The sequence below is a fragment of the Pedobacter rhizosphaerae genome, assembly GCF_900111155.1.
GTDB classification, from domain to species: Bacteria; Bacteroidota; Bacteroidia; order Sphingobacteriales; family Sphingobacteriaceae; genus Pedobacter; species Pedobacter rhizosphaerae.
This window is the reverse complement of record NZ_FOGG01000007.1, coordinates 26,235-43,674: the sequence shown is the minus strand read 5'-3', so window position 1 is coordinate 43,674 and position 17,440 is coordinate 26,235. Positions and strand designations below refer to the sequence as shown.

The window sequence follows — 17,440 nt, the reverse complement described above, 5'->3', positions numbered from 1 at the left end:
TAAATTAATTGCGTTGTGAAATCTCACTGTCGGGTAATGGAGGAGTATAATTCACCAGTACCATTGTTTTCTCAGGAGTAATTCTTAAGGTGGCATGATTGGGAACAGATTGATAGGCATTTCTTTTATAAAAGAAAAACTGCTGTCCCTCCCCCAGCATTTCCCTGCGATACTCTTTCCCTATCTCGGTATTCAATAGCGTACGATTTGCTGGATTAAGGCTAACACAGTTACGTGCTGTGCGAAGCTTATTAAAATAACTTATCGCTGTAGGGAGATCAGGATGGCATTCTGCCGCTATTAAAAGGACTTCTGAGAGCCGGATTAAAGGCATCATGTAACGCCCTGGACCATCCACGATGTCTGCAAATTTCACATTCGTTGTTGCGGTGATCACCCCTGAAGAAGCATTTTGCCAGGCCCGGCGGCGATAATCGTTGGCATCATCATAAATTGAATTGATTCGCTCTTCATTAACATCCCCGGCGGTGAAAGATAGCTTACTGTTTACCGGGAGGTTTACTTCAAAAAGTTTGGTGTACATCTGGTAACGATTAATATTGTAGAGCGAAAACATCACCTCGGTAGAGAACACCCGATCAGGTTTATCTACGCTTGTGGCACTGGCAAAGGTTACATAGGGAAAAACAGTTTTGCTTGCCGACTGAACTTCGGAAAGGAGCTCTTCGGCTTGTATGAGCGCCTGGGTCTTATTGGCTTGCCAAAGGTATGCGCGGGCCAAAAGTGCCTTGGCGGCATAGTAGTTGAGCCTATACTGGCGATAGTACAGATCATTTGGCCCGGCCGGATTGGCTCCATTGCGCACCCCTTCGCTGCGAACCGGATCGGTATTGAGTAATAAATTCATTGCCGACTTGATATCACCAGATACCAGTTCCATCACCTGCTCTGAACCTGAAAGGGGTTCAATGTTGTATCCGGTTTTATTGACGTATGGAATAGCAGGCTTATTTTTATTGGCCTCAGTATAAATCGGACCAAATAAACGCAGCATGTCGAAATGCAGCATTGCCCTCAAAGCGAGTGCTTCGCCTTTAACGATGCTGTAGTAAGGTTCGGGAAGCACATCACTTGGCGCGTTACCGCACTTCTCAATAATCACATTACAGTTGGCAATCAGCTCGTAGGCTTTTTTCCAGATCTGGTCAAATGTGATCTTCACATTGGCATCTGTATAAACGAAAGTCGTGTAATTATAATAGGTGTGTACCGAGCTATTGAGGTAATAATACTGGGCGAGCACATCTATTGCTCCACTCGACATATTCTGTCCGTACAGATTGGAACTGGCAAGTTCGACATAAACGCCATTCAATGCCTTAAGATATCCTTCTTTGTCAGTAAAAAGCTGATCTTCTCCCAATCTGTCGGTTGGCTTAACATCTACCCATTTGTTACAAGAAACAGATAGGATGCTCAAAAAGATGCATAGGATGGTTTTGTATAATTTCTTCATTTCTTAATGCTTAAAGTTAAAATCTGACTGCTGCAGAAAAGGATACCGACTGTGCAAATGGGTAGTCGATGCCCCGCTCGTTAAGGATGTTTGACAAATGAAAAATATCATTCATATATGCCCTTAAGGTGAGCGATGAGGCACGAACCTTCTTGAGCCATGCTGCTGTAGAATTTTCATATCCAACAGAAAAGGCCTCGCCGATAAGCATGTTGTTATTGGCTACAAAACGAGAAGATATGGGGGTAACCTCCGTATTGGAAATCGCTTTAAACACCGCATTGTCCCCTGGCTTTTTCCAGCGGTCGTACAAGGCGCGGCGATCCTGGTTTAGCGCTACTCCTGTGAAGGATATATTTTCTACCTTTTCAAACAAAGTCTGCATAAATGCCTGCCCACCTAAGCGGTACCTGAGGTTAATTGATGCTGTAAATCCTTTATAGTAAAAATTCGTACCGATAATTCCTTCTAAATCCGGATCGCTGTTTCCTACAATTGTCTCATCATTGAAATTATATACAAAGGTTTGCTCACCATTTTTATTCAGAAAAATCTCACGCCCGGTTGCCGGATCAATACCTACTGATCTAACGGCCCAAAGATCTGAAGGACTTCCCCCATCAATGTAGCGTACCAGATTACGGCTCCTGTTGGCCACATTGAAGTTATTGAGCTGATTGCCCATATCATGATACTTCGCTTTCAATTGCCTCATGTTCAGGTTAATTCTCCAATTGAACTGATCACGTTTAATCAGGGTGTAATCTGTGGTCAGGGTAAATCCTCTTGTTATTTGTCCGCCCACATTTTGCGCAACCTGGCTCACGCCGGTTGAGGATGGCAGGCTAACAAAGGCAAGCAGCGGATCGGTATCTTTAACAAAATAGTCTGCAGTAAAGCGCAACCGGCTGTTGAGCACAGTTAAGTCCAGGCCCACATTTCTGTCCAGGGTCGTTTGCCATTTCAAATTGCTGTTGCCCATATTACTGATGATGGTACTGACCCCGAATGGGTTTCTGTTATCGTTATTATAGCGATATACCCTGGTAGAGATATAACTATTGAAATTTTGGTTACCCGGATTTCCGATCGAACCCCGCAAACGCAACTGTTCTATCCATGAAAGGCCTCCATTCTTTATAAAGGATTCTTTATGCACATTCCATCCCAATCCAAAAGACCAGATGGTAGAAAACTGCCTGTTCGAACCAAAAATTGAAGATCCGTCAGAGCGTACAGTAGCATCGATGAGGAATCGCTGATCATAAGCATAACCTAAATTGGCAAATATGCTTGCCCCCCGGCGCTTAGACTCCTGATAGAGGGCTTTTTGACCCAGTACATACCCCAAGGCAAAATTGGGATTAGAAAACTCATCATCTATAAACCCACTTACCCCGAAAGTACTTTGCCTGTCTGTAGCCTGCTCCATTCTACCACCTAAAACTGCATTAACCATATGTTTTTCTGCAAAAAGTTTTCCGAAGGTCAAACTGAAATCCCCATCATAGTTAACCGTGCGGCCATTGCTTTCGTCGTATCGGCCCTTCTGAAGCACATCAATGCGCTCAAATTCTGCATTGAACGGAGAGCGGAAGATTACGTTCCCTGTAGAGGCTGTTCGCAATCCGAAACGCCCACGTGCCCTTAACGACTCGATAATCCGCCATTCCATCTCCAGATTATTAGTGAAACCCAGTGATTTATTCTCATTGATATTCAGGTTGCTTTGATCATACAAAGGGCTATAAATCGGATTCAGGCTCGGGTTTCCATAAGCTTTGAAGTCCTCCAGCACTTTAATTGGATTTCCCGCCTGGTCGTATTTACGATAGTAAGGATTGGCCCTGGAGAATGAAGAAAAGGAAGTAGACTCCTGGTTGGCCTTTATCTGATCGATGCTCAAAGAATTATTGACCGAAAATGCGCCTTTACGATAAAGCAATCGGATGTTGCCATTGGTGGTGGTACGGTCAGACCCTTTCATCACCCCTTGGGTTAGACCATAATTGAATGAAACGCTGTAGCGCAGGTTAGCATCTCCCCCTTCGGTAAAAAGGGTATGTCTTTGGGTGAATGCTGTGCGTAAAGGCTCTCCGCTCCAGTCGGTATTCACGCCGCGCCTAACTTCTTTGAGCCTGTTGTTGTAGTTGATCTCACTCTGAGGATTCGAGCCGAGCAGAATTGTGCCGTCGGCATTAAGTAAGCCGTAAAAACCCGAAAGTAACTCAAACTGCAATTTTTCTTCTGCATTCATCAGGTTATAGTCACTCAGATCAGCAAAACTTACTGTTCCGTTCATGGTATAACTTACACGGAGCTGTCCGGCTGTTGGTCTTTTGGTTTCAACCACCACTACGCCATTAGCCGCCTTAGATCCATAAATGGCAGTTGCAGAAGCATCTTTAAGCAAGGTAATTCTTTCCACCCTATCCATACTTAAATCTGCTATAATGGCCAAAGTAGACTCAAAGCCATCCAGAATAAACAAGGGCTGGTTAGGATTAGAAGCGAATTCATCTGTAAGACCAATTACACTGCTTTTGCCGCGGATTTCGATATCGGGCATCCGGTTAGGGTCTGATCCGAAGGTGTTGTTTTCCACAATGGCAAAAGAGGGATCGAGCGTTTTTAGGCTCTGCAAAATATTCTGATTGCCCACGGCCTGCAGGTCTTTCACGTCGAAGATGGAGGATGAACCGGTATGGGCATCGCGGTTACGCTGGTAAATACCGGTTACAACGAGCTCTTCCATTGCGCTTTCATTGGGCTCCAGCTCCACATCAAGCGTCAGCTGGTTTTTATAAACTACCTCAAGCGATTTCATTCCCACGAAACTGAACACGATAACCTGTTTTCGGTCTGAAGCAGGAATCAGCAGCCTATACTGGCCTTTACTATCTGTTTGCGCCCGGGAAGTACCCCCTTTTATCTGGACCGTTACGCCCGCCATCTGCTGGCGGGTTTCTGCATGGCGAACTGTTCCGGTAAGGGTAAGCTGCTGCGGCAAGTTGGTAATGGTGTTCACTTGAGGGGCAGGGGCAGCTGAGAAAGAAATGATTTTGTCTTCTATGGCAAAAGTAATCTGCTGGTCTTTAACCAGAGCTTTCAAGAATTCTTGCAGCGGGATGTTACTGAGGTTTAGCGTTACAGGCTTTGCAGCTTCAATAAGCTTTTTGGGGCCAAAAACCGTGTAACCGCTTTGCTTTCGCACTGCATCTATTACCTGGGAAAATGGAACGGCCCTGCCTTTGAAGGTTATTTGCTGCGAATAGCTCGCCGCACTCACTGTCATTAGCCCAGTGAGTATTAGGCACAGGATGGTCTTCATCACTAGTGATAAGTAAAATTTAATCATTAATTTTAACGTTGGTTTGGTTGGTGCAATGTTAGGTTTACTGCAAAGATTGACCGCAGTCCAATCAGATCGGTTAAGGGAAGGATGGCAGTCCTTTCCTTTTCTTTTATTGGTGCAGCCTGTGGTTTAGTTAGTTGAGTTTGGTTTAGGTCATTTTTCTGGTTTGGTTTAGGTGAACAATTATTTTTTTCCTTTTATCGTCAGTTGCCTCCGTTCAACATCGAGATCATAACTGATCTGGGCTACATCGAGAATTCTAAGCACCAGGTGAATATTTTGGTTACGGAAGGCATCGCCCACTAATTCCTCCTGTGGGATACCACCCAGGTAAATTATTTTTAAGTTATACCACCGGGCAATCTCGTTCATCGTTTCCTCAAATGGCTTATCATCAAAGCTAAACTTTCCGCTCCTCCAGGCGGTTTGACTGGCTACATCCACCGCTTTCACGCTGGTTTTCCCATTCAAGGTGATGGACTGCTCGCCAGGAGAGAGCACAACACGGCCGGATTTATTCTTAATCGCAACCCTGCCTTCTTCCAGGGTGGTTTTAGTGCCAGGCTGCTCAGAATATGCACTCACATTGAAATGGGTGCCCAATACTTCTATTTCCTGGTCTTTACTAACTACCCTGAATGGTTTTCGGTCTCCATTTTTAAGATAATCCTTCGCTACCTGAAAATAGGCTTCACCGGTAACCTTAACCGTCCTCGCCTCTGTTGCAAATCGTGCAGGATATTGAATGGAGGATTCGGCATTCAACCATACCGTTGTACCATCGGGTAAGGTCAGTTTATAGGTACCGCCCCGCGGAGTATTCAGGCTAAGCATAGCAGCCTGATCAGCATCAGCAGCGCTCGATCCGGCTACAGGAGTACCGTTGAGGTAGGTAATCTTTTCTCCGGCCACGATACCTTCCTGGCTAGCACTGAGCGTTATTGTTTTTCCGTTGGCAAGGGTTAGGGTTGCTTTATTTCCTCCTGGTAAAATTTCTTTTTCCACTTTCGCACTCATCTGCGGATGCAGCTTATCGTTAAAGACTTTCCAGGTGATCACAGCAATAAGGAGAATTGCCGCCGAGGCGGCAATCCACCTGATGAGCGTAATATGAGATTTAGGCCGTTTATGCTCACTAGCCATTTTAGAGAGCAGGCCACGACGTATTCTGGATTTAACCTCCTCTTCTGATTCATAGAGGTCAGTGAATATGGTTACCTGCTGATCATCACGGCTGTTATACCATTCAATTAAGGTATCCAATTCTTCTGGCGTGATGCTCGCCTGATTGAATTTGTAGACCAGATGTTCTATATTTTCCTGTTTTGAAGACATGAGTTTGCTTTTCTGTAGGGGTAGACAGAAAAAAAAGCACTAAGGGTGAGTGCAGGTGAAATTATTTTTGAAAAAAAAGATAACTCAGTATCAAGGCAGTTATCAGGTCAAGGTTTCCCTGGATATCTCTGTTCGCTTTTTTAAGGTGAGACTTAACCGTATTCTCAGATAGATTCAGTTTTTCAGCGATCTCCTTTGCAGATAGTCCCTCCTGACGGCTGAGCCGGAAAACCAGCTGACATTGGGGCGGCAACTCACTAATGGCATTATCGATTTTAGCCTGCAGTTCCTTTAAGATCAATGCGCGCTCAGGGGATAAGTAATTTACCGCTTCCTGCTTGTAGCCTTCTGCCTTCAGGCGGATACGGTATCTTTTCTCCAGGATATTAAAAGATTGGTTTCGGATGGCCCGGCTGAGATAATTGGATAGCGCTAGTTTTTCCAACCCAAAATTTTCACGAAGTTTCCATAAATTATACAGCACATCCTGAACACATTCTTCCGCATCCTGTTGATTGTCCAAGCGTTTATAGGCAACGGCAAGCATTCTTTTCCAGTAACGATCATATATTTCCATCATCACCTGTTCATCACCATTGCGCATAAGTTCAACTAACTCTCTATCCTGATATAACTTATACTGCCTCATACTGTATGTCTCTCGTTCACAAATATATACTTTTTACTTTTACTTGCCTGACCTCAGGGCAGAGATGAAAATGAATATGCTAAACGCGTTAAAGACCTACCTGTTGAGATAAGAATGATGAAAAAAGGTTGAAGATACCCCGCTACGACTGATATAGGAATACCTTAGCCATGATGCCAATCCTTTCAAAAGAGTTTCTACCGGCAGAGAAAAAACCTATATTATTGATATTCAGGTGATGCACCATCATGCGCTGATCATTGCCCTAAAGCCTGGTAACCTTCGTACCTCAACGAAAACGTTTTCGCGAATTAAGGTTCTCGCTTTCAGTTTAACTCATGAAAAAGCGTTAAATTAGAATAACCAAATATAATTCGTTATGAGTACAGCACCAAATGACTTCGCCGCGAAACAGGTGAGTCCGCTCACCAGCTTAGAGGAATGGGAAGACGACGTACTGAAAAGATATCCCGATCCGGATAGCATAGCACTGGCAAAAAAAACAGATGAATACCGCAATTATGACGAGCATACCAAGGATCACGTCAGGGAGTTCTACCGCCTCAACCACACCTTTCAGACTTACGAGTTTGTTTTGGAAAAGCGAAAAGAGTATTTAAAATTCGACAAAAAGGAAATGCCCGTTTGGGATGCCTTTGAATTTTTGAACCAGCTGGTCGATGATTCCGATCCCGATACAGACCTCGATCAGTTTCAGCACCTGCTGCAGACCTCAGAGGCTATACGCCGTGATGGGCATCCGGACTGGATGGTGCTTGTAGGCCTAATGCACGATATGGGTAAGGTACTGTGTTTGTTTGGAGAACCCCAATGGGCAGTTGTAGGCGATACCTTTCCTGTGGGTTGTGCCTATTCCGACAAGATCGTTTATCCGGAATTTTTTCAATACAACCCTGATTTCTCCGATACCCGGTACAATACCCGCTTAGGCATTTACAGTGAAGGCTGCGGACTGCGAAATGTAATGATGTCCTGGGGGCATGACGAGTATGTATACCACATGCTTAAAGACCATATTCCCGAAAGTGGCCTTTACATGCTGCGCTACCACTCCTTTTATTCCTGGCACCGTGAAGGCGAGTATGATTACCTGTTGGATGACCATGATCGCCAAATGCTGAAGTGGGTAGAACTTTTCAACCCTTATGATCTTTATTCCAAAAATCCCGAACCACCAGACTGGAACAAGTTAAAAGCTTACTATCAAGACCTTGTGGCAAAATATCTTCCTAAAACGCTGAAATTCTAAAAAGTTTTAACCAATTTAGAAGTAAAATTCTATGCGGTTCAAATGGTAGATTTGAACCGCATAGAAAATGGTATGCAATTAATTTCTCTCAAACCCAACCAAACTAAACAAATTTCTTATGAGCAAAAATTACTACTGTTGTTTACAGCATCATTTAAAATTATTTTGTGCTGTACTGATACTCTGTTATGGCTTTTATGCTCCGCAAAAAGCCTATGCAGACCATGCTCCCCTGGGGGCCTCACTGGCTAAAACCGTCACTGGTACCATTGTCGACGAACAGACTGGAAAACCCCTGCCCGGTGCGGGAATTGTAGTTAAAGGGAGCAATAAAAGTACCACCTCAGATGAAAATGGTAACTACTCGATATCCGTTCCAGATGATAATGCGGTACTGGTATTTAAATACATCAGTTATATTACCCAGGAAATTCCAGTGGGCAACCGTACCCGCATCAATGTTTCCTTGAAATCAAATGCTACTGACCTTTCCCAAGTGGTGGTTATCGGCTATGGATCACAGAATAAAAAGGATGTTACCGGAGCGGTGAAATCGCTTAAAAGTGAAGAGTTTAACAAAGGAATCATCACCTCTCCCCAGCAATTACTTCAGGGAAAAGTTTCAGGGGTAAATGTTACTTCGGCCAGTGGAGAGCCCGGTTCGGTTACTGGCATCAGTATTCGTGGACCTGGTGGAGTGCGATCGGGAAGTACCCCACTTTTTGTTATAGACGGCTTGCCGCTGGATAATTCGAATACGGGAATGGGCGATCCGCTAAGCTTTATCAATCCACAAGATATCGAATCTATCGATGTACTCAAAGACGCCTCCGCTACCGCCATTTATGGTTCGCGTGGAGCAAATGGGGTAATTATCATCACCACCAAAAAGGGAAAATCGGGAGCATCTACGCTTTCAGCCTCTGCCAGCACCGGTTATTCTACTCTGGCCAGAGCCCTACCCGTTCTTACTGCCGATGAATTTCGGATTGAAGTTCCCAAGGCAGGCGGGGTGCTGGATGATAAAGGCGGAAATACTGACTGGCAAAAGGAAGCCACTAGAACAGCACGAACAGATAACTACAATCTCAGCTTAAGTGGAGGCGCGGACAAACTCTCTTATTTTGCCTCCGCTGGGGTACAGCTACAACAAGGGATCATTAAAAAAAATGACCTCGACCGTTTTTCTGGCAGGTTCAATGCCACACAAAAATTCTGGGAGGACCGGATAGTCATTGAGATGAACATTGATGCGGCTAACACCAAACAAACCCGACCACCCCTTACCAGTGTACTTGCTGATGCCTTGATTAATAACCCCACCTATCCGGCCAAGGACGCTAACGGCAATCCGATTTATTACCAGAACATTACCAACCCCTACCTTTATTTCGAACTTGACAAAGAAATCACCACCACCAACAGGGTGATTGGGAGCATCTCTCCATCTGTCAAAATCATCAAGGGCCTGGTTTATAAGTTAAACCTCGGTGTGGATTATTCAACTGCCACAAGGGATCTTGAAAACCTTCCCAATGCGGTACCATTCAGGGAAGGAAGACTTGAGAGTTTCTACAACATCAACAAAAATACGCTAATCGAAAATTACCTCACCTATAATTGGGTACAGGGCCGTCATAATCTCTCTGCACTAGCAGGTCATTCTTATCAAAGAATTTATGTCCAACAGAGAAATTACAGCATCAACAGGTTTCTAGTCGGAGACATCGATCCCATATATAACCCTGGAGTTGGACAGGACCTCACCTTGGCTAATAACAGGCCTGGAGGATTTGCCTTTATCAATGAGTTACAGTCCTTTTTTGGCAGGGTGACCTATCAGTTTAATGACAGGTATCTGATCACCGCAAATTTCCGTGCCGATGGATCTTCCAAATTCGGTGCCAACAACAAGTATGGTTATTTCCCTTCCTTCTCTGCGGGCTGGAAGATTTCCGAGGAAGAATTTATGAAGAATTCGATATTCAGCAATTTAAAACTCAGGGCCGGTTTTGGTGTAACCGGAAACCAGGAAATTCCCCCAAAAATCACTCAGGCCTTATTTACTTCATTGGGATCAGCAGGCTACCCTTTGTATCCTACCGGATCTTATCCTGCAGGAACCACTTATTCCAGGCTAGCCAATCCGGATATCCAATGGGAAACCTCTAAACAAACGGATATAGGTCTTGATTTTGGCCTTTTCAAAGGCACCCTAACAGGTACCATCGACGCTTTTCATAAACAATCCAAAAATATACTCTTACAGGTCATCCCTGCAGATCCGGTTCAACCAGCAGCGGAGGTATGGTCCAACGTAAAAGATATGACCATTACCAATAAAGGATTAGAAGTGGAGCTCGATTACAGACATAAATCAGAGAGCGGGTTTGGCTACAACATTGGGGCTAACTTTACCTACTTGAAAAACAAAGTTCAAAATTCACCTTATTCTGTTATTCCCGCAGGCTCGGTATCCGGAGCCGGTATCACCTCATCCACTATTAATGGCTACATCAATAATGAGCCCATTGGAACTTTCTTTCTAAAAGAATTTACCGGTTTTGATGCGGCCGGAATGAGCACCTACCGAGATCTGGATGGAGATGGACTGATTACCGATAAAGACCGGATTTCAGCAGGCACAGCCCTACCCAATAAGATCTACAGCTTTTATGCAGGTGCAAACTATAAAGGGTTTGACATCAGTATTAATTTCAATGGTGTCTCAGGCAATAAAACCTATGACTATACCCAAAACGTGAGCTTTTCCAAGCTTAGACTGGCTAAAAATGTCAACTCGACCAGAGAGGGCTTTGCAAGTCCTGAGGAATCACTCAACAATGCCACCCCGGTATCGACAAGGTATCTCAAAAGTGGAGCCTTTCTGAGGCTGAACAACGCCTCAATCGGTTACAGTCTGAATACTAGAGATCTGGGTATCAACAAATGGTTTTCAACCATACGTTTTTCCATTACCGGTCAGAATCTTTTCGTAATTACCGATTACAACGGGTATGATCCGGAGGTGAACATAGACAGATCAATAAACGGTGTGTCCTCTTATGGTATCGACTTTTTCAGTTATCCAAAAGCAAGGTCAATCATTTTTGGTTTAAATTTCTCATTTTAACATATTACAGTCATGACAAAGAAAATATCAATGGTGTTACTGACCCTTATCTGCATTTCAGTCACCTATAGCTGTACAAAACTAGATGAAAAGGTACTTGATGAATCTTCTGTGGCCGGTTTATCGATCAAGCAGCAGGCCGAAGGGATCATTGCCCCGGTATATGCCAAGCTGGAGGATGTCTTTCTACATACCAATTATTTCGCCTTGCAGGAGATATCAACCGACGAGGCCATCCTGCCTTTCCGGGGAGGAACAGATTGGGGAGATAATGGGATTTACCTACAACTTCACCAGCATGCCAATATCAGCTCAGATGTTAACGTAAGAAATACCTGGAACAATATCCTCATTGGCTTGTCCAGAAGCGTGACCGCTATTAACGCGCTGGCTAGTAATCCAGATCCAAGTGCAAAATTATTTTTGGCAGAAGCCAGAGGGATGCGAGCCTATTATTCTATGCTTACCCTTGATCTCTATGGATTGGTGTTTGTAAAGGAGGATGTCAGCGAAACCTCGAAAATTTTGAGGGGTGAGGCGGCTATAGCATACATCAAATCGGAACTCTTGGCAATTGAACCCTTGGTGGACAATACCACAGGTCCGGGGCGGATCACTAAAGGTACTGTTTGGGGCTTGCTTGCCCGCCTGCACCTCAATGCAGCAGTATACAGAGATGTTTACGCACCTACATTTACCTTCAAAAATGAAGATATGGATGCGGTGATAGATTACTGTAACAGGATTATCAGTTCTGGGCAGTATAATCTTGCTACTGATTATTTCTCACTTTTCAATGATAACAACCACACCAATAAAGAACTTATCTTTGCTGTAGACCAGCGCGCAGACCTGAACGGACATAACCGTTTGGCCTATTTCTCTATTTCCGGGGACCAGTTTCCTTTGCCTGCTTATACAGGAGCCAATGGCACGGACGGACCGGCGATAACCTCTGATTTTTACCGCACCTGGGTGAATGCCTATGCACCGGTGGATCCTGCCGCTGCCGACCCACGTTTTTTCAAACAGAATTTACCCTCGGCAGCGGGTTGTGTTGATGCTGCAAGCTTCAACATCAACCGCGGTATCCTTCGTGGACAACAGTACGGATTAATTAGAAGAAACGGAGTGTTTCTTCGATGCCCTGATGGGAAAATGCAGGTGGATAAACTTTTCTACGACACGCGCAGCAGACCAACCTTAGAGGTCAATTTTACGGAAAATGTGGATTATACTGTTGCTGGAAGTAATTACAACACCGGATATCGCGTAAGTAAATATGAGTTTAGCAAAACCTCCGTAAGTGGAAGAAACTTTGGCGAGCACGACATTATCATTCTGCGCCTGGCCGATATTTATCTGATGCGCGCGGAGGCCAAACTTAGAAAAGGTGATGCAACTGCCCTGGCAGATGTTAACCTAGTAAGGGCAGCAAGAACAGCATCGACACCAGCCGCTCCCCTGACGAGCATTTCCCTGGATCTGCTGTTCCGGGAACGGGGATTCGAGCTATATTGGGAAATGGTCAGACGTACAGACATGATCCGTTTTGGAAAATATGAGGGCAGCTGGACTGAAAAGTCAAATACAGATGTTCGCAAAAGGATTTTCCCGATTCCACAAACGGCAATCGATGGTGCATCCAATCTACCAGGTTACCTGATTCAGAATCCAGGCTATTAAATCATAAAATACAAGAGGGCGGTTAAAAAACTGCCCTCTTGTATTTTCAAGCCTGATTTTCTGGTAGGGATTTCGGGGAGGTTACACTGGATCGCGGTTCTGCCCTTTCATTATTTTATCTTTAAAAGGATGCTGGGAAAAATTGTACCTATAGGGGTAAGTAATTAGTTGATTGAAAAGGGTAATATTGCGCATGTTGCCATGGGCCATTAAGGTATTGCCACAAATCGAGCCCGGTTATAATAATATTGAAAGGTTTGAAGCTGGTTTTCAGGGAATCAAGGAGATTTCTGGCTTGATGAGGTGATACTTTATTCTGGATGGTGATATGCGGTTGGAATTTTTGCCGGTCTTGTGGGATAAGCTCGTTTTCGAATGCGGTCATTAGCTGACTGCGTAGCAAACTTAACGCTGGGGAGTTGATCAGGTAAGCGACACCATAACCGATATTGCGCAGGGCTTGGACTTCTGCAGTTAACGGTATTTGCTGGGATGATGAAATTCGTTGCAACATTTCTTTGGCAGTAAGATTAGTCGGAAATTGATGGAAAAGGGTCAGGTGCGCATCGAGCACATTGCGTTCTTTGGGAAAGTATTTTTTCCGTTGGGTATTAAAGAACGTCTGGCTTTCCAAATCTAGTTTTGCGGTGAGAATATAAGAATTCAAATGCTTTAATTTTATAGAGGCTAACCTTTAAACTTACGATTTTGTTTTCAGCTAGAATGATTTCGCTCTGGTGGAAGTGAATTGTTGGTTAAAGTACTTGAAGCCGTATTGGGAGAATGATTTTGCTATCTTTGAGCGGAATGCTTAATTTAATGCTAATGCAAGTTAAGCAGCGAAGGACACCTTCCCTTTTGTTTCAGCGATTCCGATGTAAAACGCAGACCAAACTTGGGTAAGACCCAGTTCCATTGAAATACCCAAAAAGTCAAGTTTAGCTAATACAAAATAATAGCCTTTTGAAATGCATTATATTCTTCCTCTTCTAATACTCTCCCTATATTCCTCTTCCAATTGACTCTTGTAAAACCGGTCACCTCCAGGCATCTTTAAAGGCCTCAACTTCCCTTCCCTCACCTTTCTTTTGTAAGTTGTCTCACTTATCCCTAAATAATCTTTGACCTGCTGTCTGGTCATCTGCTCATCTTTAAGATGGAGTTGTTGACCATTGTAATCTCCCATGTGATGCATGTGGAGGTAATAAATCTTATAAAGGACGTCAAGGAGTGCATCGATTTTATTCATACGTTCAAAAGTTTAGGTAAATGATATTGGCCTAAAAATCTTGGGGTGTTTTCTTCAGACAGCAGATTGTCTGACAGAATCTACCCACCACTATAGACCGGTTGATGACGAAGCAAAAATAAACGCTATCCCGCCCAGCCATCAAGTTGCCCATAGGTTGCCCTGACCAGCAACCTGCCTTAAAATAACCTCAAGCGGAAACATCCCACCCAAAGCCCCAACACAACATCAAGTTAAATAAGCGTTTCACCACGGCTCAGGCCTGCTTCACCACGGTAAATCGATTGTAAACATCAAAATCATTAGCTTACTGAAGCTAAACGACTCTGCGCTTATGACTTTTGAACTGCTCAACCTCAAGCAATTAATTGATCTGGCTATCCATGAAGACCCCGATCCATCACAGATCAAAGAACACCTGGAAGAATCTGAAACAGAAAAAGCCCGGATCCTGATGTCAATTGAAAATGCCCTCGTAGAAACCGGACCCGAAAAAGGCAAGCAATACCTCAACCAACACCAGAAGTCACTTATCTTTCTGCTCAATGACCTGGAGAATGAACTTACAGCGCTTTCGAGCGAACCCGCCATCGACCCTACGCGTAAAGATATCCTGATCAGCTACCAATCTACCATTGATAATATCCTGATCGCCCTGGAAAACCAATTCCCCCATTACTTCGACTTTGACTGCAAGTTACCCGTCACCCGCGCGAGAACATTTAGCAACCAGCTGAAACAACAGCTCAACGATTTACAGATCATCCTAAAAAACAATAAAGTCAGCGGTGAAGTGACCGAGATGTTTTCCACCATCACTCAGGAACTCATCAACAGCTCCTCAGACCACAATTACCAGCAGACCACCTATCTTCATTCCCTAATCAAACTCATGCAACAAGAGTTCAGCTCCTATAACCCGGATAGTTCCGTTCTCGATCTCATCATACTACTGATCTCTGCAGACCTCAATCACCCTTGCTTTTACCATTTTTGTTGTGGCTATATCACTGGAGAAATCGAACAATGTGACCACCTTGCCCAGCAGTACCGAATCCTGAATTACCTCAAGAAAATAGTGGAACAAATATTTAAAGTCATTTCCATTCCCTACAGCACCTCATTCTCCAAAATCGATACCGCACTGCTCAGGTACATCAACGCAGAAATAGCCTACCTCCAATCAGTAGATGTCATGGCAGGAGACCTAACCCTGACCGGGCAGATGCCCAAAACCTACCAGGTCACCTTCACCGTCAGGCAACTGGCTATCTTCATGTACCTGCAGGTAGAAGTTGGGATCGTGATAGGCGAAAGCCCCAAATCCATCCGCCGGTATATCACCAGCACCTATAGCACAGTAGATAGAACCCAGATCTCAGAGAAAAGCTTCAAAAACGCCTACTATTCCCATTCCGGGAATGACATCAAAAAAGTGATGGAAAAACTCGCCGCCATGCTGGCACTAGCCAAAGAAAGATATTAAAGAAAATCACTTACCACTGAGCAGGAAAAGGATATCCTTACGTTTAAGGAAATCCACAAACTCAAAATACCATTTCTCATTATACCCCTCCCGCTCAAACAGCATAGCATGATCCTGTGCAATGATATCCTGCAGGGTAAAAAAATCCATTAGCCTGCTTCGTAACTTAAAAGTTTCAGAAAGCGGCAATTCATCTATAGGAAGGTTAATGAGGTAAATATTTGCGGAGGGATTTTTTTCCATAAAAAAAGCGCGGTAACCTGATATCCGCTTCAGAGGCACCGCAAAGAGCCCACAATACAAGATAAACAGGCACCCACGCATAGCGTAGGCAACCATCTATTTTTTCCTGTATTGTTCTGAATGTTGCGGTTTTCTGAAACAGTAAAATAGCTGCTGCTACAATATCAATATGTAATTCAAATTCAATTCATGCCCAAATATAGCTCATTTCAGTGATTTTAATACTTAAACCCTTAAAATTTATGGGTTGCCCGGGGTTGCTAGCCCAGCAACTTGACAGCTTCCCCTATCCCCATTTCTTTGCTAAAAAAATCTTATGAACATCAAAAACTACATCACCAGATTTGGATCCCTGCACCAGCTTCCCATCGGCCTGGAAAGTTACCTGCAGATCGCGCTAAAGGCGATAAGATTCAAAAAAAGACAAAAAATCTCCCTGGCCATCCCTCCTGAGCTCTTCCTGGGATTCCTGGAAAGAGGTACCCTCAGGCTTTATCAGATCGATCCGGAAACCCATCAGGAGCATACCCTGGAATTTCTCCGTTCAGGCCACTTCCTCCCTCCCTCACTGGAATTCGGCATACCGGACGGTAAATCACTTTACCTCCAGGCTCTGGAAGACTGTGAACTGCTGGCCATTAGCGAGCAACACTTCCGCTATCTGGCCAAAATCTTTGAAGAGTGTACCCTGATCTATCAGCTACTTTCCAACCAGCACCTCATGCGGCAATTCCAACACAACCAGCAGTTAAAAACCCTTTCAGCCAAAGAACGCTTAGCCCTTTTCAACAAGGAATACCCCGGCTTTTTCGCCTTTGTATCCACCACACATATCTCCTCCTTCCTGGGCATCCACAGAAATACCCTCAATTTTCTAAGGAACGGGAAAGCCCCCAAAGCCTAAAACCATACCAAACTGCAACCCACTGTGCAACCCTGAAAATACCTGGCAAGCGATTTTGCAACCTACAGGTTACCACATTCAGCCACAATCCCTCCAACTTTGATCTCGCTATGGAAAACGAAAATAAAAACCACCCCCTCATTCAGATCGCCAGCTTCCTGCTGATACTGCTGTGGATCTATGCCGCCCTTTCCAAACTAACCGACCTGGAGACCTTCAGCAAACAGCTCAACAACCAGGTCTTCCCCAAAGCAATGACACCCGTGCTATTGATAGGCATCCCGGCAATCGAAATAGCCGCGGCGGGTCTTTTACTCACCAACAGATATAAGAAAACCGGCCTCTGGCTTTCCGCATTACTCATGAGTGCTTTCACCATCTATATCGCACTGGTACTTACAGGTATATTCAACAGGGTCCCCTGCTCCTGCGGCGGGGTGTTATCCAAAATGGGCTGGGAGCCACACCTCTACTTTAACCTTTTCTTCCTCAGCCTGTCCCTGCTGGGAATCTATCGATACCGAGCAACAGCTAAAGAAAGCAGGCCATCCAAAAACAGACTAAACCGGAGAACCACTGATCGTCTCCATCGACTATAAAAAACCTCTTCCATTTGCTGATCAGCCGGGCGTAAATGGGAAAAAATCATGGCC

The 17,440-nt window shown here is 44.4% G+C and carries 13 protein-coding genes; 6 read left to right on the top strand and 7 right to left on the bottom strand.

Annotated elements, in window-relative coordinates:
- Positions 1–4 precede the first annotated feature (4 nt).
- From BMX11_RS07340 to BMX11_RS07325, 4 genes are all read right to left on the bottom strand, one after another.
- Positions 5–1,477, bottom strand: a complete 1,473-nt coding sequence (locus BMX11_RS07340) for a RagB/SusD family nutrient uptake outer membrane protein (protein ID WP_090883000.1) — start codon at positions 1,475–1,477, stop codon at positions 5–7.
- 16 nt (positions 1,478–1,493) lie between these two features.
- Positions 1,494–4,835, bottom strand: coding sequence for a SusC/RagA family TonB-linked outer membrane protein (locus tag BMX11_RS07335; RefSeq protein ID WP_245738604.1), 3,342 nt, complete (start codon positions 4,833–4,835; stop codon positions 1,494–1,496).
- Between the two features lie 180 nt (positions 4,836–5,015).
- A complete protein-coding gene (locus BMX11_RS07330) occupies positions 5,016–6,167 on the bottom strand; it encodes a FecR family protein (RefSeq protein WP_090882998.1) in 1,152 nt (383 codons plus the stop codon).
- 61 nt (positions 6,168–6,228) lie between these two features.
- Positions 6,229–6,816 carry an RNA polymerase sigma factor gene (locus tag BMX11_RS07325; protein ID WP_090882996.1) on the bottom strand — a complete coding sequence of 196 codons (588 nt, stop codon included), beginning with the start codon at positions 6,814–6,816 and terminating at the stop codon, positions 6,229–6,231.
- A 379-nt stretch (positions 6,817–7,195) separates the two neighbouring features.
- Between BMX11_RS07325 and BMX11_RS07320 the strand changes: the two genes are divergently transcribed.
- The 3 genes from BMX11_RS07320 (at position 7,196) to BMX11_RS07310 (ending at position 12,905) form a co-directional block, all read left to right on the top strand.
- Entirely contained in the window at positions 7,196–8,086 is an 891-nt protein-coding gene (locus BMX11_RS07320) for an inositol oxygenase family protein (protein ID WP_090882994.1), read from the top strand.
- 118 nt (positions 8,087–8,204) lie between these two features.
- The gene (locus BMX11_RS07315) at positions 8,205–11,219 is read left to right on the top strand and encodes a SusC/RagA family TonB-linked outer membrane protein (RefSeq protein WP_090882993.1); all 3,015 of its coding nucleotides are present in this window, start codon (positions 8,205–8,207) and stop codon (positions 11,217–11,219) included.
- A gap of 12 nt (positions 11,220–11,231) precedes the next feature.
- Positions 11,232–12,905: a RagB/SusD family nutrient uptake outer membrane protein gene (locus BMX11_RS07310; protein WP_090882991.1), complete on the top strand. Its 1,674-nt coding sequence runs from the start codon at positions 11,232–11,234 to the stop codon at positions 12,903–12,905.
- A gap of 148 nt (positions 12,906–13,053) precedes the next feature.
- Here BMX11_RS07310 and BMX11_RS07305 read toward each other — a convergent pair whose 3' ends face one another.
- Both BMX11_RS07305 and BMX11_RS07300 read right to left on the bottom strand, forming a co-directional pair.
- Complete coding sequence (locus tag BMX11_RS07305; protein WP_175474498.1) at positions 13,054–13,572, bottom strand: 2'-5' RNA ligase family protein; 519 nt, start codon at positions 13,570–13,572, stop codon at positions 13,054–13,056.
- A 306-nt stretch (positions 13,573–13,878) separates the two neighbouring features.
- A complete protein-coding gene (locus BMX11_RS07300; protein ID WP_090882987.1) occupies positions 13,879–14,154 on the bottom strand; it encodes a MerR family transcriptional regulator in 276 nt (91 codons plus the stop codon).
- 334 nt (positions 14,155–14,488) lie between these two features.
- On the opposite strand from BMX11_RS07300, the gene BMX11_RS07295 reads away from it, so the two are divergent.
- On the top strand, positions 14,489–15,640 hold the full coding sequence (locus BMX11_RS07295) for a hypothetical protein (protein WP_090882985.1): 1,152 nt from the start codon (positions 14,489–14,491) through the stop codon (positions 15,638–15,640).
- A 6-nt stretch (positions 15,641–15,646) separates the two neighbouring features.
- Here BMX11_RS07295 and BMX11_RS07290 read toward each other — a convergent pair whose 3' ends face one another.
- Positions 15,647–15,883, bottom strand: coding sequence for a hypothetical protein (locus tag BMX11_RS07290; RefSeq protein ID WP_090882983.1), 237 nt, complete (start codon positions 15,881–15,883; stop codon positions 15,647–15,649).
- A 316-nt stretch (positions 15,884–16,199) separates the two neighbouring features.
- Here BMX11_RS07290 and BMX11_RS07285 point away from each other — a divergent pair, with 316 nt between their 5' ends.
- The gene (locus tag BMX11_RS07285) at positions 16,200–16,787 is read left to right on the top strand and encodes a Crp/Fnr family transcriptional regulator (RefSeq protein WP_090882981.1); all 588 of its coding nucleotides are present in this window, start codon (positions 16,200–16,202) and stop codon (positions 16,785–16,787) included.
- 110 nt (positions 16,788–16,897) lie between these two features.
- Positions 16,898–17,386: a MauE/DoxX family redox-associated membrane protein gene (locus BMX11_RS07280; protein WP_139180141.1), complete on the top strand. Its 489-nt coding sequence runs from the start codon at positions 16,898–16,900 to the stop codon at positions 17,384–17,386.
- The last annotated feature ends 54 nt before the right edge of the window (positions 17,387–17,440 follow it).